The organism is Arthrobacter hankyongi, from assembly GCF_022012395.1.
Lineage (GTDB): Bacteria > Actinomycetota > Actinomycetes > Actinomycetales > Micrococcaceae > Crystallibacter > Crystallibacter hankyongi.
On record NZ_JAKLTQ010000025.1, the window covers coordinates 40,606 to 60,585 of the forward strand.

The 19,980-nt window shown below is 68.6% G+C and carries 20 protein-coding genes; 7 read left to right on the forward strand and 13 right to left on the reverse strand.

Features of this window, described 5'->3' with window-relative positions:
* Positions 1-57: 57 nt before the first annotated feature.
* The 5 genes from LVY72_RS21435 to LVY72_RS21455 all read right to left on the reverse strand — a co-directional run bounded on the left by LVY72_RS21435 (position 58) and on the right by LVY72_RS21455 (position 4,609).
* Positions 58-1,125, reverse strand: a complete 1,068-nt coding sequence (locus LVY72_RS21435) for an NAD(P)H-dependent flavin oxidoreductase (RefSeq protein ID WP_237826357.1) — start codon at positions 1,123-1,125, stop codon at positions 58-60.
* 76 nt (positions 1,126-1,201) lie between these two features.
* Entirely contained in the window at positions 1,202-2,323 is a 1,122-nt protein-coding gene (locus LVY72_RS21440; RefSeq protein ID WP_237826358.1) for an AI-2E family transporter, read from the reverse strand.
* Between the two features lie 85 nt (positions 2,324-2,408).
* A complete protein-coding gene (locus LVY72_RS21445) occupies positions 2,409-2,834 on the reverse strand; it encodes a cupredoxin domain-containing protein (RefSeq protein ID WP_237826360.1) in 426 nt (141 codons plus the stop codon).
* 87 nt (positions 2,835-2,921) lie between these two features.
* Positions 2,922-3,896, reverse strand: coding sequence for an NAD(P)-dependent alcohol dehydrogenase (locus LVY72_RS21450; RefSeq protein ID WP_237826369.1), 975 nt, complete (start codon positions 3,894-3,896; stop codon positions 2,922-2,924).
* Positions 3,893-4,609, reverse strand: coding sequence for a DUF2306 domain-containing protein (locus tag LVY72_RS21455; RefSeq protein ID WP_237826372.1), 717 nt, complete (start codon positions 4,607-4,609; stop codon positions 3,893-3,895). Before LVY72_RS21455 ends, LVY72_RS21450 begins: the two co-directional genes overlap by 4 nt.
* A 120-nt stretch (positions 4,610-4,729) precedes the next feature.
* Here LVY72_RS21455 and LVY72_RS21460 point away from each other — a divergent pair, with 120 nt between their 5' ends.
* Positions 4,730-5,461, forward strand: a complete 732-nt coding sequence (locus LVY72_RS21460) for a TetR/AcrR family transcriptional regulator C-terminal domain-containing protein (protein WP_237826375.1) — start codon at positions 4,730-4,732, stop codon at positions 5,459-5,461.
* Positions 5,462-5,473: 12 nt separating this feature from the next.
* Here the strand turns inward: LVY72_RS21460 and LVY72_RS21465 are convergent, their stop codons facing one another.
* The 3 genes from LVY72_RS21465 to LVY72_RS21475 all read right to left on the reverse strand — a co-directional run bounded on the left by LVY72_RS21465 (position 5,474) and on the right by LVY72_RS21475 (position 7,124).
* Complete coding sequence (locus tag LVY72_RS21465) at positions 5,474-6,040, reverse strand: HutD/Ves family protein (protein WP_237826376.1); 567 nt, start codon at positions 6,038-6,040, stop codon at positions 5,474-5,476.
* A gap of 89 nt (positions 6,041-6,129) precedes the next feature.
* Positions 6,130-6,300 (reverse strand): hypothetical protein, encoded by a 171-nt coding sequence (locus LVY72_RS21470; RefSeq protein ID WP_237826378.1) that lies wholly within the window; start codon positions 6,298-6,300, stop codon positions 6,130-6,132.
* A 14-nt stretch (positions 6,301-6,314) separates the two neighbouring features.
* Positions 6,315-7,124, reverse strand: coding sequence for a DUF2238 domain-containing protein (locus tag LVY72_RS21475; RefSeq protein ID WP_237826379.1), 810 nt, complete (start codon positions 7,122-7,124; stop codon positions 6,315-6,317).
* A 453-nt stretch (positions 7,125-7,577) separates the two neighbouring features.
* On the opposite strand from LVY72_RS21475, the gene LVY72_RS21480 reads away from it, so the two are divergent.
* On the forward strand, positions 7,578-8,297 hold the full coding sequence (locus tag LVY72_RS21480; protein WP_237826381.1) for an SDR family NAD(P)-dependent oxidoreductase: 720 nt from the start codon (positions 7,578-7,580) through the stop codon (positions 8,295-8,297).
* A gap of 287 nt (positions 8,298-8,584) precedes the next feature.
* On the opposite strand, the gene LVY72_RS21485 is transcribed toward LVY72_RS21480, so the two are convergent.
* The 4 genes from LVY72_RS21485 to LVY72_RS21500 all read right to left on the reverse strand — a co-directional run bounded on the left by LVY72_RS21485 (position 8,585) and on the right by LVY72_RS21500 (position 13,053).
* Complete coding sequence (locus LVY72_RS21485) at positions 8,585-9,772, reverse strand: FAD-dependent monooxygenase (RefSeq protein WP_237826384.1); 1,188 nt, start codon at positions 9,770-9,772, stop codon at positions 8,585-8,587.
* A gap of 269 nt (positions 9,773-10,041) precedes the next feature.
* The gene (locus LVY72_RS21490) at positions 10,042-10,446 is read right to left on the reverse strand and encodes a GlcG/HbpS family heme-binding protein (RefSeq protein WP_237826386.1); all 405 of its coding nucleotides are present in this window, start codon (positions 10,444-10,446) and stop codon (positions 10,042-10,044) included.
* A gap of 305 nt (positions 10,447-10,751) precedes the next feature.
* A complete protein-coding gene (locus tag LVY72_RS21495; protein WP_237826391.1) occupies positions 10,752-11,555 on the reverse strand; it encodes an IclR family transcriptional regulator in 804 nt (267 codons plus the stop codon).
* A gap of 166 nt (positions 11,556-11,721) precedes the next feature.
* Complete coding sequence (locus tag LVY72_RS21500; RefSeq protein WP_237826392.1) at positions 11,722-13,053, reverse strand: MFS transporter; 1,332 nt, start codon at positions 13,051-13,053, stop codon at positions 11,722-11,724.
* Positions 13,054-13,371: 318 nt separating this feature from the next.
* Between LVY72_RS21500 and LVY72_RS21505 the strand changes: the two genes are divergently transcribed.
* From LVY72_RS21505 to LVY72_RS21525, 5 genes are all read left to right on the forward strand, one after another.
* Positions 13,372-14,790 (forward strand): FAD-dependent oxidoreductase, encoded by a 1,419-nt coding sequence (locus tag LVY72_RS21505; protein WP_237826398.1) that lies wholly within the window; start codon positions 13,372-13,374, stop codon positions 14,788-14,790.
* On the forward strand, positions 14,784-15,383 hold the full coding sequence (locus LVY72_RS21510; protein ID WP_237826400.1) for an EthD family reductase: 600 nt from the start codon (positions 14,784-14,786) through the stop codon (positions 15,381-15,383). The genes LVY72_RS21505 and LVY72_RS21510 overlap by 7 nt, the downstream gene beginning before the upstream one ends.
* A 61-nt stretch (positions 15,384-15,444) precedes the next feature.
* Positions 15,445-16,542, forward strand: a complete 1,098-nt coding sequence (locus tag LVY72_RS21515) for a cupin domain-containing protein (RefSeq protein ID WP_237826403.1) — start codon at positions 15,445-15,447, stop codon at positions 16,540-16,542.
* Positions 16,542-17,378, forward strand: a complete 837-nt coding sequence (locus LVY72_RS21520) for a fumarylacetoacetate hydrolase family protein (RefSeq protein WP_237826404.1) — start codon at positions 16,542-16,544, stop codon at positions 17,376-17,378. Before LVY72_RS21515 ends, LVY72_RS21520 begins: the two co-directional genes overlap by 1 nt.
* An 88-nt stretch (positions 17,379-17,466) precedes the next feature.
* Complete coding sequence (locus tag LVY72_RS21525; protein ID WP_237826405.1) at positions 17,467-18,213, forward strand: maleylpyruvate isomerase family mycothiol-dependent enzyme; 747 nt, start codon at positions 17,467-17,469, stop codon at positions 18,211-18,213.
* 103 nt (positions 18,214-18,316) lie between these two features.
* On the opposite strand, the gene LVY72_RS21530 is transcribed toward LVY72_RS21525, so the two are convergent.
* Entirely contained in the window at positions 18,317-19,960 is a 1,644-nt protein-coding gene (locus LVY72_RS21530) for an amidohydrolase (protein ID WP_237826406.1), read from the reverse strand.
* Positions 19,961-19,980 lie beyond the last annotated feature (20 nt).

Consider the following 19,980-nt stretch of genomic DNA (forward strand, 5'->3'; position numbering starts at 1 on the left):
GCGGACCCAAGAAAAGTCTAGAGTCGGCAGCGGCCAAAGGGTAGATGCACGGCGGGCTCAGGCCAGCAGGGCCCGGGCCTCCTCCCAGATGCGCCGCGCCACCGCACCGGCGGGCTCGGCCGCGGCCAGCGCCGCCGACTGGCCGGCCCAGACCTGCATCCGGTGGAGGTCGCCTTCCTTCTGCCCGGCCGCCCGCATGCCGGCCGTCAGGCCGCGCTGGACCGGGTAGGGGGCCGGAGCGGGAGCGTCGGCGGCGGTCGCCGCCTCGACGTAGTCGGTCAGGATGCTGCGTCCGGCGCGGCCGCTGAAAACCCGGCTCACCACGGTATCCTCGGGGGCCGTGCGGGCCAGGGCGTCGGCCCAGGCGGGATGGATCCCGGCCTCGGGGCAGCGTAGGAAACCGGTGCCGATCTGCACCGCGCTGGCCCCCAGGGCCAGGGCGGCCGCGACGCCGCGCCCGTCGGCGATACCCCCGGTGGCGACCACCGGCACGCGCACGGCGTCCACGACGGCCGGCAGCAGCGCGAACAGGCCCACCGCCTGCTGCTCGGCCTTGGCCGCGTCAAAACACCCGCGGTGCCCGCCGGCCTCCGCGCCCTGGACCACGACGACGTCGGCACCGGCGGCCTCGGCGGCACGGGCTTCGGCAACGGTCGAAACGGTCGCGAACCAGGCAATGCCGCGGTCCTTGAGCTGGGCGACGAAGTCCGGCGGGTAGAGTCCCATGATCGAGGACGCCACAGCCGGCGCGGCGGCCAACAGCGCTGCGCACTGGGCCTGGAAATCCTCGGGCACGGCATCGCCGGCCTCGGCCGGCACCGGCGGTCCCCACGCGGCGAGGAAACCGCGGACGCGGGCCTCGTGGGCCCGGTCGCGCACCGGGGCAGGATCCGGGATCCACAGATTGATCTGGAACGCGGTGCCGCTGGAGCGCGCCTTGCCGGCCCAGGCGAGCAGTTCGTCGGGCTTCAGCAGCAGCGCGCCGCAGGCGCCGAGACCGCCCGCCGTCATGACCGCGGCGGACAGCGGCGGCGGACACGCCCCCGCCATGGGGGCCAGCAGGATGGGCAGGCGCAGGCCGAAGCGGGTGCAGAACGCCTCGGCCCGGTTCGTCATCGTACTCATGGGCTCCTCCTGGCCTCGGGGCCGGACCGCGCCGGGTCACGGCCGGAACAAACCATTCTCCGCTTCGGGGCGGCGGTTACGGAAGCCGCTCGAGTTCCGGTTCGGCCACGTCCGCGGCCGCTGTCTGCGGCACCGGCGGCGGGTCGCCGGGATCCTCGCCGGTCCAGACCTTGATGACAGCCCAGCCGACGGCGGTCAGCGGCACCGCCAGGACGGCGCCGACGATACCGGCCAGGATGGTGCCGGCGGTCAGGGCCAGCAGGATGACCAGGCCGTGGACCTTCAGGGCGTTGCCCATCAGCACCGGCTGCAGGAAGTTGCCCTCCAGTTGGTTGATGCCCACGACGACGGCGAGGGTGATCAGCGCGGCCGCCGGCCCGTTCGAGACCAGCGCGACCAGCACGGCCAGGGCGCCGGCGGCGGTGGCGCCGACCATGGGGATGAATCCGCCGATGAAGGTGATCACTGCCAGCGGCAGGGCCAGCGGCACCTGCATGACCAGCAGCGCGCCGCCGATGACCACGGCGTCCACGCCGGCGACGGCGGCGGTGCCGCGGACATAGCCGCCGAGCACCTGCAGGCTGCGGGCCCCGGCCAGTTCGGCCCTGGCCCGGCGTCCGCCGGTGAAGGCGCGCAGGATAAAGGCCCAGATCCGCTGCCCGTCCTTGAGGAAGTAGAACAGGACCACCGCCATGAGCACGAACCCGGTGGCGAACTGGGTGGCCGCGCCCAGGCCGGTGATCGCCCCGGAGGTGAACGCGCTGCTGCCGAGGAACTCCAGGGCCTTGTCGCGGGCGTCCTGGATGGCCGCGTCGTCGACCGGGAACGGCCCGGTCTTCACGAGCGCGTACAGCTGGTCGAAGCCGGCCCCGGCCTTCGCCACGAGCGTCGGCCATTCGCCGCGGACGGCGAAGACGATCCCGGTGGTAATTCCGCCGAACACGGCCAGCATGCCCAGGAAGGAGACCCCGGTGGCGGCCGCCGCCGGCCAGCCGCGGCGCCTGAGCCAGGAGACCAGCGGGGCAATGGCCGCGGCCAGGATGAGGGCGATGAGCACCGGGATCACGATCAGCGTGACGCGGGTCAGGGCGTATACCAGCACGGAGGCCAGGGCCAGGATCAGCAGGGTCTGGGCGGATCGGACTGCGGCGCGGCCCAAGGTGTCGGACCAGGGGCTCCGCGGGGCAGGTTCAGGCATTCAGGTTCCTTCGGCTCGGACGTCGGTGCACTCACCTTGACCGTAGCCGACTCCGGCCGGTACCCCGCACACCGGCGGGGCTGTCTCACTTGACGGTCAGCGTCCCAAGCATCTGCGGGTGGATGGAGCAGTGGAAGGGGTAGCTGCCGGCCTTGGAGGGGGCGGTGAACGTCGCCGTCCCGCCGTTGGCCTTGACCTCGACGTTGAAGGCCGAGCCCGTATCGGCGGTCACCGTGTGCTCCACGGTGTCCTTGTTGGTCACCGTGACCGTGGCACCTGCGGGGACGGAGGCCGGCGTCTGGAAGGCGAAATCGCTGATCGTGATCACCGCAGCCGCGGCCGCCGGGCCGGATCCTTCCATCATGCCGGGGGAGGACATCGGCGAGGACGTGCCCATCGGCATGCTCGAGGCGGTGCCCGGGCTGCCCGTCCCCGGCGGACTGCCGGGAGCGCAGCCGGCGGAGAGCAGCGCCACCAGCGCCAGAATGCCCAGTGCCTTGCCTGTCTTCATGACGTACCACCTCTGATCGTGCACGAATCCGTTGTGTTCCCTTCTAATTTTGCTCCGTTTCGCCTGCGGCGGCTGCGGCTAATTTGGTCAGGCCGCGACGCGCAGGACGACGTTGCCCTTTTTGCGGCCGGTGTCGACATAGCGGTGCGCTTCGACGATCCCGGGGAGGTCCCAGCTGCGGTCGGTGACCGGGCGGTACCGGCCCGATTCTGCGAGGTCGACGAGGAAGGCCAGGTCTTCGGCCCGGTAGTCGACGCTGCCTGCGGTGACCAGTTTTCCGCTGGCCCGGCTGCGCCGCGGCGCCCGCAGTATTCCCTTGAGGTCGGCGACGACGAGCAGCAGGGCTCCGCCGGGGTTGAGGGAGGCCTCGACCCGTTCGAAGGGGGCGTTGCCGACACAGTCGACGATGACGTCGTAGGTCCGGGCCCCGGCGGCGAAGTCCTCCGTGGTGTAGTCGATCACCTGGTCCGCGCCGAGTGCGGCGACCAGCTGGCCGTTGGCGTTGCTGCAGACGCCGGTGACATGGGCACCCAGATGTTTCGCGAGCTGCACGGCGGCCGTTCCCACCGCCCCGGCGGCGCCGTTGACCAGGACCGTGCTGCCCGGCTGGACCGCGGCGCGGTCCAGGAAGGCCCGTGCGGTGATCCCACCGAAGACGAGCGTCACGGCCTCCTCGAAGGAAAGGTTGCGGGGTTTGGCCGTGATCGCCCCGTCCTGCGGCAGGCACACGTATTCGGCGTGGCCGCCGAATCTGCCGCCGAGCATCGCGATCACCTCGTCGCCGGGCGCGAACGCCGTCACGTCCGGGCCAACGGCCTCGACCACCCCGGCGACGTCCATGCCCAGGATGCGGTGGCGGGGCCGGAAGACGCCCAGCCCGAGCGCGGCCAGCAGCCCCAGGCCGCCGGGTACGTCGCGGCTGCGGGCGCGGCGGTCGGCGGCGCTGACCGTGCTGGCATGGACTTTGACGAGCACGTCACGGCGCCCCGGCGAGGGTCTGGGCACCTCCTCGATCCGCACGACGTCCGGAGATCCGAACCTCCGGTACACGGCGGCCTTCACCGCGCAACTCCGGCCTGGGCCGCTGCGGACCGCTCGGCGGCACCGGAGGCCCGCGCGAATGCCCGGGAGCGTCGGTGGATGAAGTATTCCGCCACCGCCAGGTTGATCACCCACGCCGCCCCCATGTGCACCGCCCGGACCAGTTCGCCGGCCGGGCCGACCAGAAGGATCCAGGCCGCGGACACCGGAACCATGGTTCCCGCGCCAAGCCCGATGGCGTAGCCGCGGGCCATCCACGCGCCGTGCCGGGCAAAGTCCCGGCGCCGGACCGCAACCAGTCCCAGGACGATGCTCGCCACCATGGCCGAGCCGAAGACCAGCCGCAGGATGAGCATTAGCTGTCCGTCGAAGGGCGGCAGGTCGTAGAAGGCCGCCATCCACAGGCCGGTCAGGGCGGCGAGCAGGCCGGCGGGGACGAGAAGGCGTCCGGCGATCCGGTGCCAGCCGCGCCGGCCGCGCAGCGAGGGCACGAACTGTAACGCCCCGAGCAGGCAGTACACGGTGACGCTGGGAATGTGGACCAGCACCGGGATGGGCGAGTCGAAGAACCGTGCATTGTCCGGTGTGACCGGGGCGCCGCCGGTCAGCTCGCCCAGACGCAGCGCGCCCTGGATCAGCGGGACGAGGCTCAGCAGGATCAGGCCGGCCGGCGCGAGCCATTGGCCCCGGGGACGGCGGGCCGCTGGGACGGCGCCAACGGTTGTTGTTGTCATGATTGGGTCCTTCGCTCCTGTGGTGTACGGTGTACACCTTATGGGCCCAACGGTAGGTATACGGCGTACACTTGTCAAGGGAGGGCAGGTCCAGGCAGCTGTCCAGGGAAGGGGGTCCGGATGGCCCAGCAGATCGACAGTGGCCGGCGCGTGCGGCTGAACCGGGACCGGGTGCTGCAGGCCGCCGTCGCGCTTGCCGACGAGACCGGCATCGAGTCGCTGAGCATGCGCCGGCTCGCCCAGGAGCTCGGCGTCGTGCCGATGGCGCTCTACAAGCACGTGGCCAACAAGGAGGAGCTGCTCGACGGCATGGTCGAGGCCATCGTCGGCGAGATCGACCCGCCCCTGCCCGGCGCGGACTGGCAGGGGGCGGTCCGGCAGCGGGTGCTCTCGGCGAGGCTGGTGCTGCTGCGGCACCCGTGGGCCCGCCAGGTGCTCGAATCCCGCACCAACAAAACCCCCGCAGTGCTGGGGTACATGGATTCGTTCATCGGCATGTTCCTGGCCGGCGGCTTTTCGATCGACCTCACCCACCACGTGATGCACGCCCTCGGCAGCCGCATGTGGGGATTCACCCAGGAACTGTTCCAGGACCCGGCCGTTCCGGCGGCGGACGCGCCGGAGGCCCTGCCGCCGGAAGCGCAGGCCGCCATGCTCCAGCAGCTGGCCCAGCGGTACCCGAACATCACGCAGGTTGCCATGGCCGCCGCGCACGAGGACAGCTCCGTCGTCGGGCCCGGCTGCGACGACCAGTTCGAGTTCGAGTTCGCCCTCGACCTGCTCCTCGACGGCTTCGAGCGGCTGCGCCGGCGGAACTGGTCATCGGCGCGGGCGAAGGCGGGGCGGGGATAGCCGCCCTTTCTGCTAGAAGACGCTGACCAGTGCCAGCTGTCCGCGCCCTGTGATGGTTTCCCCGTCCGGGCTGCCGGTGACTGCGTCGAATTGGGCCAGCTGCTGGCCGGCGGCAGTGGCAGCGCCGTCGAGGAGCACGCCGAGCTGGAATTCGTGCAGCTGAACGGGCTGCCGTTCGATGACCGGGATGACCGCCACGGAACCTTGCGCGGAGGCCGGCCTGAGCATCAGGTTCAGGTTCCTGACCGGCCCGGCGGGAAGATCCGAAACAGTCTCGGCCCCGCCGTCGAACTCGAACGGCTGGAGCCGCTGGATGCGGTGCCGGACGCCGTCGACGGTGAGGTCCAGCGGGCCGCCGTCGACGACGGTGAGGATGCGGCGGATGCCGGGAAGGCGGGAGAACGGTGCCGGCCGGCCCACATCGGCCAGGCTGAGCCGCCACTGCCAGCGACCGTCCCCGGGCGGCTGGCGGACTGCCGCTCCGCTCCGGCCGGACGCGAGTTCGACCGTGCGTCCTGCGCCGTTGAGCCAGGGGGAGGGGCTGAGGTCGGCGAAGCGGATGACCGGTTTGGCAGGCATGATTGTCGTTGGTCCTTAGGTCACGGCAAGGGCGGAGGGGGCGGTACCGCCCCCTCCGCCTCAATAATGCGGTAAACCGGGCACGCGCGCTATGCGCGCGAGGGCGAGCCGAGCTGGACCGGTTCTTCGTCGATCAGGTAGGCCTCCTCGGCGTGGGCCGCGATGTCGATGCCGCGCAGCTCGTCGCCCGGGTCGATCCGAAGACCGACCGTGAACTGGACGATCTTGGCAGTGATCCAGGTGACGGTGAACGTCGTCACCGGCGGGCAGGGGGCTAGAGCCGTTCCGGGGGCGGTGCGGAAGGGGCGAAGTCGCGGTCTTGGAGCAGCGAGGTGACCCAGGGGACCGGGTGGCCCCGGTGGTGGATGCCCACCGCGGCCGCCACGATGACTGCCCCTAGAACACCACAGATGATGTCCGTCATGGTGTCTTCCAGGCCCGCGTGCTGTGCACGGGTGCCCAGGACGGAGTCGCTGGTGAATTCGGCGATTTCCCACGCGGCGGCGGCGAAGCCGCCGGAGGTGATTATCCCCGCCACCACCAGGAACGGGGGAAGGGCAACGCCCGTCCGCCGGCCGGCGACACCCAGGGCGAAGGTGACGGCGCAACCGACCAGGACGCCGGAGAACGTGTGGACGGGCTTGTCCCACTGGGTCCAGAAGGCATAGAGCCCCAACCGGCTGCCAACCAGCGGTCCTGCAAGCAGGAACCCGAAATAGCAGCCGTGCAGCCAGGTCGGGAACCGGGAACGGATTGCCGTTTCCACCGCGGAGGGCACCAGTGCCGCGACGACCAGCATGGTCGGGACGGCGGCTTCGCCCCAAGCCTGCGATACGGCGGACACCGCCAGGAAACAAAGAAAAAGCAGTTCCACCGGGAGCAGCATCCTCGTTCCGGGGGCATTCAGGAACAACCGGACGGCCGAACGGAAGGGCAGGGCCGCGGGGCCGGCACGGCCTTCCACACCGGCGCGGTTGCCGGTCACGGGCTCACGGACCGCCGCGAGCTCCGGGTTCCCTCCGGCCTGGCCGAGGGTTTCGGAGCTCTCCGCGGGGTTGCTGTCCGGGTCGGGGCCGGGCTGCACGGCAGCCTCATCCCCCGGATCGGGCCGCTGCCCGGGGCACCCGCCCCGGATCGGCCGCGTCGTATGGAACGACGGCGGGACCGGGCCCGGCTGGCCGCGCCCCCGGGGACGCCGGCACGGCCCCGGCCCGGCGAAGCCGGCGCCGTGCCGCCGCCCGGTGGCGTAAGAACCCGGAGGGGACCTGCAGCAAACCCAGGGCCCGGCTGACGTCGCCTGTCATACCCTGAGTGTAATGACGGCCACCCGCCGGAGGAACGGTGGAACAGGATCCTTTAGCCGGCACGAGCTTGCCGAGGCTCCCCGCCCTCGACGGCTGTCCACGTTGTGAGACGGCACACATTAGTTGACATTTCAAGTAATAATGTGAAACTGGATGCATACGCATATAAATGCGCAGCGCGGGAACCACGACACAACGGTGACCGCAAAATCAATTAGAGATTGGACTGACTCATGCAGCTTGAGAACAAGGTCGCATTCATCACCGGCGGCGGTTCGGGGCTCGGCCTCGCCACCGCAAAGACCTTCATCGCCGAGGGCGCGAAGGTCATGATCTTCGACTTCAACCCCAAGTCGCAGGAAGTCGCCGACGAGATCGGCGCGAAGTTCGTCCAGGGCGACGTCTCCAAGGCCGAGAGCGTCGAGGCTGCCGTCGCGAAGACGGTCGCGGAATTCGGCGGCCTTGACATTGCCGTCGCTTCGGCGGGTGTCGGCGGCGAGGGCGACGTCGTCACTTCGTCCGTCGAAAACTGGGAGCGCACCAACGGCATCGACTACTCGGGCGTGTTCTACACCAACAAGTACGTCATCGAGCAGCTTCTCAAACAGGGGAAGGGCGGCGTCGTGGTTAACCTCGCGTCGATGTTCGGCCTCGTGGCCGTCTCGAACAACATCGCTTACTCGGCCTCGAAGGGCGGTGTCGTGAACATGACCCGCGCCGCCGGGACGATGTACGCCAAGGAGGGCATCCGTGTGAACGCGGTGGCCCCGGGCGTGATCCGTACCCCGCTCATCGACGAGCCCACCCTGGAGCAGTATGCCAACCTGCACCCGGCCGGCCGCGTCGGCGAGGCGCAGGAAGTCGCCGACCTCATCACCTTCCTCGCCAGCGACAAGGCGAAGTTCATCACCGGCGCGACCATTCCGATCGACGGTGGATATACGGCCGTCTAGCCCGAAACCCGCAGCATCCGGGCACGCCCCCTCCATTCGAGGGGGCGTGCCCGTTTCCCGGGGCCGCGGCAAGCGGCGAACCGGGCGGACAGCATGGAAGGGGCAGAAAACAGGCATTGAAGGTTTCGGCTGAACGCCGCAGTTTGCGGTGTCAGCGGTCGCTATCCCTCGACGCAAGTACGAGGCCTGCTGCGCCTGCCTGCCCGCGAGGCGCCGAAGCAGCCCGGTGGAGGGCGGCCCTTGGAATAGACGAAACCCTGCGGCGGCGACCGGGTTTCGGCCGGGGCTTACTTCGCGATCCTGCCGACGATCCAGCGGGCCACCAGCCGGTCGATTCCAGGCAGATGGGTGGCCCGGATGATCCATCGGCGCACCAGGCGCTGGGTCCGGTTCGCGGGGAGGAACGACGACGCGGCGCGCCTGCCTGAGGCCTGTGCCTCCTCGACCACAGGCCGCCACCGTCGTTCGAATTCGGCGAGGGCCGGCCCGATTTCTGCCGGCGAAGCTGCCGGTCCGAGGACATCCCCCAGCAGCGCGGCAGCGGCGATGGCGAGCGATCCGCCCTGTCCGGCCAGGAGCGACACGGCTCCGCAGGCATCCCCCACGAGAACTGTCCGTTCCCGGTGCCAGCCCGGCATGACGATCTGCGCCACGACGTCGTCGTATGGATGTTCCGGACACAGTTCGAGCAGCCGGTCAACAGCACTACCGAGTCCGGCGAACTCGCGTCGCAGCCGTTCCCGCGGACCCTCGGACCGCAGGTGCCCGGCCGCGCCTTCCATATTCCGGTAGACCATGAAAGCCGCCACTTCCGCCGAACGGACGCTGTAGAGCCCTGCTGCCCGCCCGATGCTGTCGGTGAGAACGAACCGGTTCCGGAAACGGGCATTAAGGTGCGGATCGGTCACGATAAAGGCGGCGGCCCGCATCCCCAGCGGGTGCAGATAATTCTCCTCCGGGCCGAACACCTGGGCGCGCACTCGCGAGTGGATGCCATCAGCGCCGATGACCATGTCTGCGGCGTGCGGGACGTTCGCTGAGCCCTCGACGGCGATCCGCATCCCGCCGTCGTCCCGCCAGACCCGGGAAACCGGCGCGCCATAGCGGACCCGCACCCGGCCCGGGGTCACGTCGTCGAGCGCCGCGAGAGCGGCGCGCTCCAGATCGGGGCGCAGCAGGCTCAGCACCTTCCCGCCGGCCAGCCGGGCGAACCGGCCGTAATCGAGGCTGCAGGTGCGGCATCCCGTTGCATCGACATACTCGGCGGCCTCGACGTGGTAGGCCACCGCTGCGAGCCGCGGATAGATGCCAATCTTTTCTGCGGCCTCCACCCCTGGGCCGAAGAAATCCATCATGTAGCCGTCGGCGCGCGGAGCGGACGATTTCTCGAGGAGTTCGACGTCCCAGCCGGCCAAACCAAGCTGGCGGGCTGCGACGAGGCCCGCAATGCCCGCCCCGACGACCACGGCCTTCATATCCTGCTCCAAATGATCAATCTGCCGGGCCGGAGCAGCCCGGAGGGAGCGCACAGGTTCCACGGCACCCGCGGTCCCTTTTTTGGCTCTCTCCTCGACGCCTGTCCAGCCTCCGCGGGTGCCGTGCGGCCGGTAGTGGTTGCAGGATCCAAGACCGCGGCCGGAGGGTAGCGGTTAGGCTCGGACCGTTTTCTGCCAAGACGTCAGACAGCCCCGAACCTTCGCTCGGATGCGACGCCCCGAGGCTGCCCGATCCGATCGTCGACCGGTTACTTAAGGGCGGCGGCGCCGGCCTCGGCGACGGTCTGGTCCTGTTCGCCGGAGCCGCCGCTGACGCCGATGGAGCCGACAACCTGGCCGTTGCGGCGGAGCGGAAGGCCGCCGGCGAAGATCATGATCCGGCCGTGGTTGCTGGCGTGGATGCCGTAGAACTGCTGGTTCGGCTGGGAGTTGTCACCCAGGTCCTTGGTGGCGACGTCGAAGGCCCGGGAGGTGAAGGCCTTGTTGATGGAAATGTCGATGCTGCCGATCCAGGCACCGTCCATGCGGACGTGGGAAACGAGGTTGCCGCCGGCGTCGGCCACGGCAATGTTCATGGGCTGGCCGATCTCGGCCGCCTTGGCCTCGGCGGCGGCGATGACGGTGCGGGCGTCTTCCAGGGTGACAGTGTCCATGATTGCTCCTTCATCCAAAAGCCGCTGAAAGCGGCCTGTTCGACCTAGCCGTGGGGGGGGGTGAGAGCCGGGCCGGTTGAGGGAGTCTACCGCTGCGGGACCGACGTGGCGACAGCAGTAGAGCGGGAACTTTCCGCACCACCTTCCGTGTTCCTGGGAGTGGACCGGACATGAGCCTTTCGATTGCACGTGGTCCCGCAGCGGAAGGCCTGCCGCTCCAGCGGCTCTGCGGCCCCGGCTACCCGGGCCGGAGGTGTCCTTCCGGGGTTCCGTTCGAAGCCTTGGCTCTAGGAAGCCAAGCCCGGTCAGGCCTGCAAGCTGAGCCCGGCAGTGCGGATCTCCAAGTCCATCTCCGCTTGGGCCTCGGACATCAGGGCGAGCGTTGTGGGGTCCCGGAGCACGTCGCCGCGCGAAGACGGCACGAGAACGGAAAAGGATGCGAGTACAGCGCCCCCGGCGCTATGGAGGGCCATGCCCAGCGCATGCAGCCCTGCCTCCGTTTCCTCCTGGTTGAGGGCGTATCCGAGCCGCCTGGTTTCCTCCAGCATGCGCAGCAGCCGCCCGAATTCTGCCTCGCCCAGATAGCTTCCCGCGAGCTTGGCGGAGTGGCTTCTGTAGAGCCGTTCGAGAAATGCCTGGTCGTGTCCGGCGAGGATGGCTTTTCCGCCGGCGGCCAGCCGGGCGTCCTGCACGAGTCCCGTCCGGTCCCCCACCCGCAGGAGCTGGCCGCCCTCGAGAGTTGTGAGCACCCGGGTCCGCGCGCCGGTGCGGAACATCAGGCTGACGCTTTCGTCGAGCCGGCCGGCGAGGAGTTCCAGGTGTGAATGGAGGAGGGTCTTGAGTTTGCGGGTCCAGGGCGAGGGCGATGGCGGGGCGCCCATGGACGGGCCCGGAACGTAGGCGCGGGTTTCGTCCTGGGCCGCGAAGTCGCGGTAAACCAGCATCGTCAATAGCCGGTGCGCGGCCGAGGGCGAGATGTCCAGCTCGCGGGCGACGTCGGAGAGCCGGGCGCCGCCGGTGTCGCGCAGAATCTGGATCAGGCGCAGTGCATGGTCTACCGAGTTCAGGGCGTACCGGGGCCGCTGATAGACATCCTTTTGTTTGCCCATTATGGACATAGAGAATACAGCCTTCAGGGTTCATGGATTCGGCGGGAACGAGCGCTTGGCAGGAATGGCAGGACCAGACCCGGAAAACCCGTCCCACGGTTCATGAGTGGGGCCTTCTGTAACCATCAGGTGCGTCACGCAGGCCCCACACATGTGAGCGGGATTCCTAGTGGATGTCGCTCAGCTCGGCCTTGTGGTTCTCGCGGAGCCACCGGACGAACAGCAGCGACATAAGGAGCACACCGATGTTGATGGCGGCAATGGACCAGATGTTGCCGGTGCTGGCGAGGGCGGCAGCGACCATCGGGGCGGGTGCGGAAAAGAGCACCTGGGAGAAGGAGAGTGACAGGGCCGATCCCGAGAAGCGCATGTTGGTGGGGAACTGTTCCGAATAGAGCGCCGGCTGTGCACCGAATTCGAACTGTACGCCGCTGATCGCAACGGTCACGGCGAGCACGATGAGGACGACGTTGCCGGACTCTGCGGCGGGGAAGAACGATGCGACTGCAATGAGCTGGGCGATAATGCCGATGATGAGGACGGGCTTGCGGCCTATCCGGTCGCTGACGAATCCACCCAGCAGGCCGACGCCGACGGAGATGCCGTTGGCCACGAGGATCATGGTAAATGCGGTTCCCTGGCTGAAGCCCGCATTGACGGTGAGGTAGTTCAGGCCAAAGACCGAGATGGTGTAGAAGGTCACGTTGGAACCGGCGCGCACCAGCATGAGCCTGGTGATGGTCCACGGCTGCGCCTTGAGGACCTGAAGGCCGTTGACGGATTCTGCCGCGGTGGCCTTCTGTTCGAGGAAGACGGGGGTCTCCTCGAGGCGCAGGCGGATGTAGATGCCGACGACGACCAGCAGAATGCTCATGAGGAAGGGCACGCGCCAGCCCCAGGCCTGGAACGCGGTTTCACTCAGGGAGCTGCTCAGAATGACCAGGGTGACGTTGGCCAGGACCTGGCTGAGCGGGGAGCCGATGTTGATAAACGCACCCAGGAACCCGCGCTGGTTCGCATTCGCATGCTCGAGGGTCATGAGCTGTGCGCCGGTTGCCTCGCCGCCGAGTGAGAAGCCCTGAAGGAACCGCAGCGACACGAGGACGACGGCGATCGAGACCCCTTGGTTTGCCGGGAGAAGGCCGATGGCCAGCGAGCTGATGCCCATGAGGATGAACGTGCCGAGCAGCACGGGCCGGCGGCCGTACTTGTCTCCAAGGTGGCCGCAGATGACTGCCCCGAGCGGGCGTGCGAGGAACCCGACTCCGAACGTGGCGAAGGAGGCGATCAGGGCGCCCGCCTCGCCGAGACCGGAGAAAAAGAGCACGGGGAAGATAGTGGCAGACAGGGCGCCGTAGACCGCGAAGTCGAACCACTCAAGCGCCGAGCCGAGGGCACCGCTCGTGACGGCCTTCCGCTTTTGGGAGCGCTGGGCGGAAGTCGCAACAGAGTTGCCGCCGGGGGGAGGAGCAATGGGGGATAGGGTTTCCCGGGTCATATTTCAAGCCTTTCATTTCGTGGGCAGATGCTGGCCCCCGCACGTCCCGTCTTTGGGACCGGTATGAACCTAGTCACACGTTCAAACATCGCCAACTTCATTTCTGCCATGTGGAAAAAGTCGCGCTCTCGAGCTGTGTTGGTGAGGCAAGGCTGTGCGTTCAAGGGCAATCGGAGTCGACGAGATGGAGCCGGAATTCTGTTATGTGGAAAATTTCGTGCGCAGCGTTCAATGGATCCTTTATCTTCGCTGTGGCGATGCAGGGCATTCCGGAATGCGGAAGTCCGAGACGAAGATATATAAGGAGCGTGAGGTGGCATGACACGAAGCTGGTCGCGGGAGGTCGTCGTCCTGGGCGGCGGACTGTCGGGGCTGCGGGCGGCGTCGGTGGCGGCCGCAGAAGGCGCCAGCGTGACGCTTCTGGAGAAGCAGGACCGTCTCGGTGGCTCGTCCGAACTGTCCGCCGGCATGTACTGGACCGCGCCCGATCTGGCTTCGTACCGGCGGCGGATTCCGCACGGTGACATGCGGCTGGCCGGTCTTGTGATCCAGGCCTATGAGGCAGGCCTGGCAGAAATTCGCGCCAGCGGCGTCCATGTCGATGCCGAGGCAACGCCCGGAATCATGGGGTTCGGCCGGGGGTATTCGTTCGATGTCAAGTCCTACCTGAAAATCCTCGAAAGCAGGCTTCTCCGGTCGAATGGAGAGGTGCGGACCGGCGTCCGGATTCGCTCGGTTGCGTCCTCGGGTCCGCGCCGGTTCCGCCTTGAGGTGGAATCGACAGGCACCCGCCAGGAGATCCATACCGATGCCATCATCCTGGCCACAGGCGGATTCCAGGCATCACCTGCACAACGGGCGGCCCACATGCCCGAAGTCGGGGCTGGCATCCTGCTCCGGTCGAACCGCGGCAGCGAAGGCGACGGACTGAGCCTAGCCGTGTCCCTGGGCGCGGCTTTCGCCGGAGACCTCGGTACCTTTTACGGACATCTTGTGCCTCACCCAGTTGCCAACTTCACGCCGGACCGGTTCATGCTCTACTCGCAGTATTACTCCAATCACGGCATCCTCGTTGCGGCCGACGGCCGGCGGATCTCCGACGAATCCCGCGGCGACGAGATCCTCAACCAGGACCTCGCCGAAGTCGACGGGATGACCGCATTCCTCATCTTCGACGAGGAGGTGCGCTCGACCTACGGGGTGTCCGAACCCTTCGCCAACTTTGGGCGGGTTGACCGGTTCGCCTTCGCGGTGGAGGCCGGCGCCCGGCACGCCAAGGCAGAGACCCTCGGGGAACTCGTCCAACAGCTGGATGCGCTCGGCGTCGATGCCGCGCAGCTCACGAAGACACTCGCCGGCGACGTCGAGGTGTCGTCACTGGCACGCCGCGTCTCGCGCGGTCAGCCACCGACGGTCCGGCAATTGGAGAAGCTGCGAAGGCAACCGTTCTACGCCCTCGAGGTCCAGCCCGCGATCACGTTCACGCTCGGGGGAATAGCTGTTGACGACAGCACCGCGGTGCTGAATTCCGCCGGCGAGAGAATCGAAGGGGTTTACGCCGTGGGTGCAGACCTCGGCGGGCTCTCCAACTACGGCTACACAGGCGGGCTCGCACCCGCGCACATCACCGGCAGCGTCGCCGGCCGCACCGCGGCCCGGTTCGTTAGTGAGGCGCACATCCGGCCGGCCCAACGGCCGGTGGCGGATGCCATCAAGGAAGGGGAAACCTCGTGCTGAGAAAGCGCATCGCACTACTGCAGCGCCGGTCCGACATGTCGTTCCAGGACTTCGACCAGCACTGGGCTACCGGGCACGCCGAGATCATCTCGACCCTTCCCGGGTTGAAAGAGTATGTGCAGAATTCCGTCCGGTCTTTCTGGACCGACGGGGATCCGGCCGCGACGGTCGACGGTGTTGTCGAGGTTTGGTTCGACGACACCGCCGTCTCGTCACCGGAAAACCACACGTCGAGGGAACAGCAGGATGATGAAGTCAGGTTCATCCGCACGCTGACCGCATTCACGGTGACGAACCGCGAAAGCTACGATGCCCGCGCGAAGATATGGGTCCTCTCGCCTGAGCCCCTCGGTAACCTGCCGGTGGCGGCGGCAGGGCAGGAGGCCATGGCTGCGGTGCCGGAACCGGGATTCAGCCTGATGGAGCGTCCGAGACTGCTGCGGGAGCCGGCGGCACCGGCCTCGGTTGTCGTCTATCCGGTGCGGGCAGGAGACGCCGATGAGCTGTTCAACGCCGTGGTGGACAGCGCCTCGCGCGATCCGGCGTCCAAGGGGGTCAGGGTACTGCAGACCGTTTCAAGACGGGTCCGTTGACCGCCGGCCGCGGCCGACGGCGGTTCGGATGGCTCTAAAAAGGAACTATGAGGAGGACAGCATGATGGAGAACCAGATGGTTGCCGCGGAACCGACGGCCGAGGAGGCGGCAGCGCTTGATGAGCTGTACCGGGACTTCGCGGCGGAGTCCCTGGTGCCGTTGTGGACCGAGATCGGTGACCTGATGCCGATGCACCCGAAGCCGGCGGCGGTGCCGCATGTCTGGCGCTGGAACACGCTGCTGCCGCTGGCCGAGCGCTCCGGGGAGCTGGTGCCGGTGGGCCGGGGCGGGGAGCGGCGGGCGATTGCGCTGGCGAACCCGGGGCTGGGCGGCCGGCCGTACGCGACGCCGACGCTGTGGGCGGCGATCCAGTACCTGGGCGGGCACGAGACGGCTCCGGAGCACCGGCACTCGCAGAACGCGTTCCGGTTCGTGGTCGAGGGCGAGGGCGTCTGGACGGTGGTGAACGGGGATCCGGTGCGCATGTCCCGCGGGGACTTTTTGCTGACCCCGGGCTGGAACTTCCACGGCCACCACAATGAGACGGATCGGCCGATGGCGTGGATTGACGGGCTGGACATCCCGTTCGTGCACTACACGGACACCGCGTTCTTCGAGTTCGGCACCGAGCGGGTCACCGACGAGTCCACCCCGGACATCTCCCGCTCCGAGCGGCTCTGGGCCCACCCGGGCCTGCGCCCGCTCTCGGGCCTGGGGAACACGGTCTCCTCCCCGATCGGGGCCTACCGGTGGGAGCACACCGACCGGGCCCTGGCGCAGCAGCTGGCGCTGGAGGACGAGGGCCACCCGGCCACCGTGCACCAGGGCCACGCGGCCGTCCGGTTCGTGAACCCGACCACCGGGGGCGACGTGATGCCCACCATCCGCGCCCAGTTCCACCGGCTGCGCCCCGGCACCGCCACCCCGACGGTCCGTGAGGTCGGCTCCAGCGTCTACCAGGTCTTCGAGGGCCGCGGCGCGATCGTGATCAACGGCGAAGTGAATACGGTGGAAAAGGGCGACCTGGTGGTCGTGCCGTCCTGGGCCGCCTTCAGCCTGCAGGCCGAAACACCCTTCGACCTGTTCCAGTTCGGCGACCAGCCGATCATTGAGCGCCTGAATTTCAACCGAACCTACATCGAAGGAACCACCAAGTAATGCGACTCGCAACACTGCGCACCACCAAAGGCACCACCGCCGTCCGCCGGGACGGCGACACCTACACCGAAATCCAGGGCTTCGCCGACGTCGGCGCGCTGCTGGCCCACCCGGACTGGGCCACCATCGCCGCCGAAGCCGACGGGGCACAGCATCCGGCCGCCGAAGCCCAGCTGGCTTCGGTGGTCACCGCCCCGTCCAAGATCGTGTGCGTGGGCCTGAACTACAGGACCCACATCCTGGAGATGGGCCGGGACCTGCCCGAGTACCCCACCCTGTTCTCCAAGTACGCCGAGACCCTCATCGGCGCGCACGATGACATCGAGCTTCCGGCCGAGGACGCCGCGATCGACTGGGAAGCCGAGCTGGCCGTCATCATCGGCACCGGCGGGCGTCGGATCAGCGAGGCCGACGCGGCCGCGCACATCGCCGGCTACTCGGTCTGCAACGACGTCTCGATGCGCAGCTGGCAGTTCCGCACCAAGGAGTGGCTGCAGGGCAAGAACTGGGAGCACTCCACCCCGCTGGGCCCGGAACTGGTCACCCCCGACGAATGGACCCCGGGCGGGGCCATCCGCACCGTCGTCGACGGCGAGGTGATGCAGGAAGCCTCTACCGGGGACCTGGTCCACGGCCCGGAGTTCCTCATCTCCTACATCTCCACCATGATCACCCTCAACCCCGGGGACGTGATCATCACCGGCACCCCCGGCGGCGTCGGCCACGCCCGCAAGCCGCAGCGCTACCTCACCGAGGGCCAGGTTGTGGAGACCAGCATCGAGGGTCTGGGCACCCTGCGCAACCGGGCCACGGCCACCGTGGGCGCCGCCGTTTAGACCTCCTGCACCACGGTGCAGGATCCCCGCGCGGTCCGGCCTGCCCCCACAGGCCGGACCGCGCCCCAACGACCCTCAGGAGACTCCCATGGCGGCACGCCAGGACCTGGCCGGGGACCCGGCCCTGCTGCAGGACCTGCTCACGGTCCGGCGCGGGACCGCGTTCTTCGGCCGCAAGCTCAACGAACTCACCGACGACCAGCTGAAGGAGCCCTCGCTGCTGCCGGGCTGGACCCGGGCGCACGTGGTGGCCCATGTGGGCTACAACGCCCGCGCGATCGCGCGGCTGATGGCGTGGGCCAACACCGGGGTGGAAACCCCGATGTACGCCTCGCCCGAGGCCCGCAACGGGGAGATCGACTACGGGGCCACCCTGCCGCCGGCGGCGCTGCGCCACCTGTACGAGCACTCGGCGATCCACCTGAACGTCGAATGGCGCGACACCCCGGACGCGGCCTGGTCCCACCTGGTCAAAACCGCGCAGGGCCGCACCGTGCCCGCGTCCGAGACGGTCTGGATGCGGATACGCGAAGTCTGGATCCACGCCGTGGACCTGGACAACGGGGCAACCTTCGCCGACATCCCCGCCACCGTGCTCGAACGCCTGCTGACCGATATCACCGAAGCCTGGCAGAAGCGCGGGACGGACAAGAACCTGGTCCTGAAGGTTGCCGGAGCCCCATCCATCACCAAACTCGGGGATACCGCAGCCGCAGACCCGGAGATCATCACCGGCACCCTGTCCGAGATCACCGCCTGGGCCGCCGGCCGTCCGGCCCGCGGCATCACCTCCAGCCGGTACGAACACCCCGAATCCGCCCCCCGCTGGCTCTAACCGGCCGCCCCACGACGACGGCGGTGCGCCGCCCACGAAAGTGGGCCGCGCACCGCCGTCGTCGTTCACGGGAGGTCGGCCCGTGTCCTCTACGTGCCGGTTGTCAGAGCGCTCCGTCGTTGTAGACGACGTCACCGCCGATCACGGTGGCGCCGACGGCGAGGTCCTTGATCCGCGCGGTGTCGACGGCCAGCAGGTCATCGGAGAGCAGCGCGAAGTCGGCGAGCATGCCGCGCCGGAGCCGGCCCTTGATCCGTTCCTCACCCGCGGCGTAGGCGGAGCCGGAGGTGTAGGCTTCCAGTGCCTGCAGCGGGGTGAGCCGTTCATCGGGTGCCAGGGCGGCGCCGTCGGAAGTGAGGCGGTTGACCATGTCGTGGATGTTCAGCAGCGGTGACCCATGGGCGACCGGGGAGTCGCTGCTGCCCGGGAGCACGGCTCCGGCCTCGAGCAGGCTGCGCATGCGGTAGCACTGCAGCGACCGTTCGGGGCCCAGCGCCCGCATCATGCCGTCGCCGAGTTCGGAGATGAACCTGCCCTGCGGTACCGCGGTGACCCCGAGCCGGACCAGCCGCTGCACCTGCGCGTCGCTGGCGACAGCGAAGTGCTCGATCCGGTGCCGGGGGTCCTGGCGCGGGTGCCGCTGCTGGGCCAGCTCGAACGCGTCCAAGGCGCTGTCCACCGCGGCATCGCCGATGGCGTGTGCAGCCACGGACCAGCCGGAGCGGTGCGCGGCGGTAATCAGGTCGTTGACTTCCCCGGGGGTGAACTGCATGAATCCGCGGTTGGCGCTGTCGTCGTGGTAGCAGCAGCTCATGTAGGCCGAGCGTCCGATCAGCGACCCGTCGGTGGCGATTTTGGTGGGGCCGAGGCGAAGGTATTCGTCACCGAAGCCGGTGTGGATGCCCAGGTCCAGTCCCGCCCAGTTCGATTCGCCTTCCAGTGCGCCCAGGTCCCGGAGCACGGTGATGTACGGCATCAGGGTCATGCGTACCTTGAGCGCCCCCTCGCTCCGGGCCCGCTGGAACGCATAGAGGTCGAGGGGGCTGTTGCCGATGTGGTCCACCGCGCCGATGCCCGGTTCGGTGGCGCTGGTGAGGCCTTCGGCCACGCCGGTTTCGGAGCCGGCCCTGATGTAGCCGACGATTTCGTCGGTCCCGATCGGCTGGAATGCGTCGGTGACCAGGTGCAGGGCCGTTTCCTGCAGCAGCCCGACGGCGATGCCGGCCGCGTCCCGTTCCACGTGGCCGCCGGGGACGTCGGGCACGCCGGCGCGTTCGGTGAAACCGGCCCGCCGGAATGCCTCCGTGTTGGCCACGCCCATGTGTGCCGACACATGTTCGAGCCACACGGGATGTCCGGCGGAGACCTTGTCGAGCATTTCCGCGGTGGGGTGGGTCCCGATCTTGTTCTGGTCGTAGCCGGAACCCTTGATCCAGGCGCCTGCGGGCAGGTTGCGGGCGAATTCCTCGACGGCGGCGTACAGCTCGTCCAGGCTTGCCACCACGTCCGAGCGCAGGTCCAGGGACTGCAGCCGGCGGCCGCGCATGCTCAGGTGCTGGTGGGCGTCGTTGAAGCCGGGCACCACATACGCGCCGCCGAGGTCGTGGCGCTCGCTGGCGGTGACGCCGTCGAGTTCTTCGTCCAGGCCGGCGATCCGGCCCGCGAAGACGCCGATCCGGCTGGCCGTGGGCCGTGCCGGGTCGAGGGTCTGGAATCGGCCGTTGTCAAAAATGGCGTCAAGGTGCAAGACAGCTCCTGGTCTGGGAT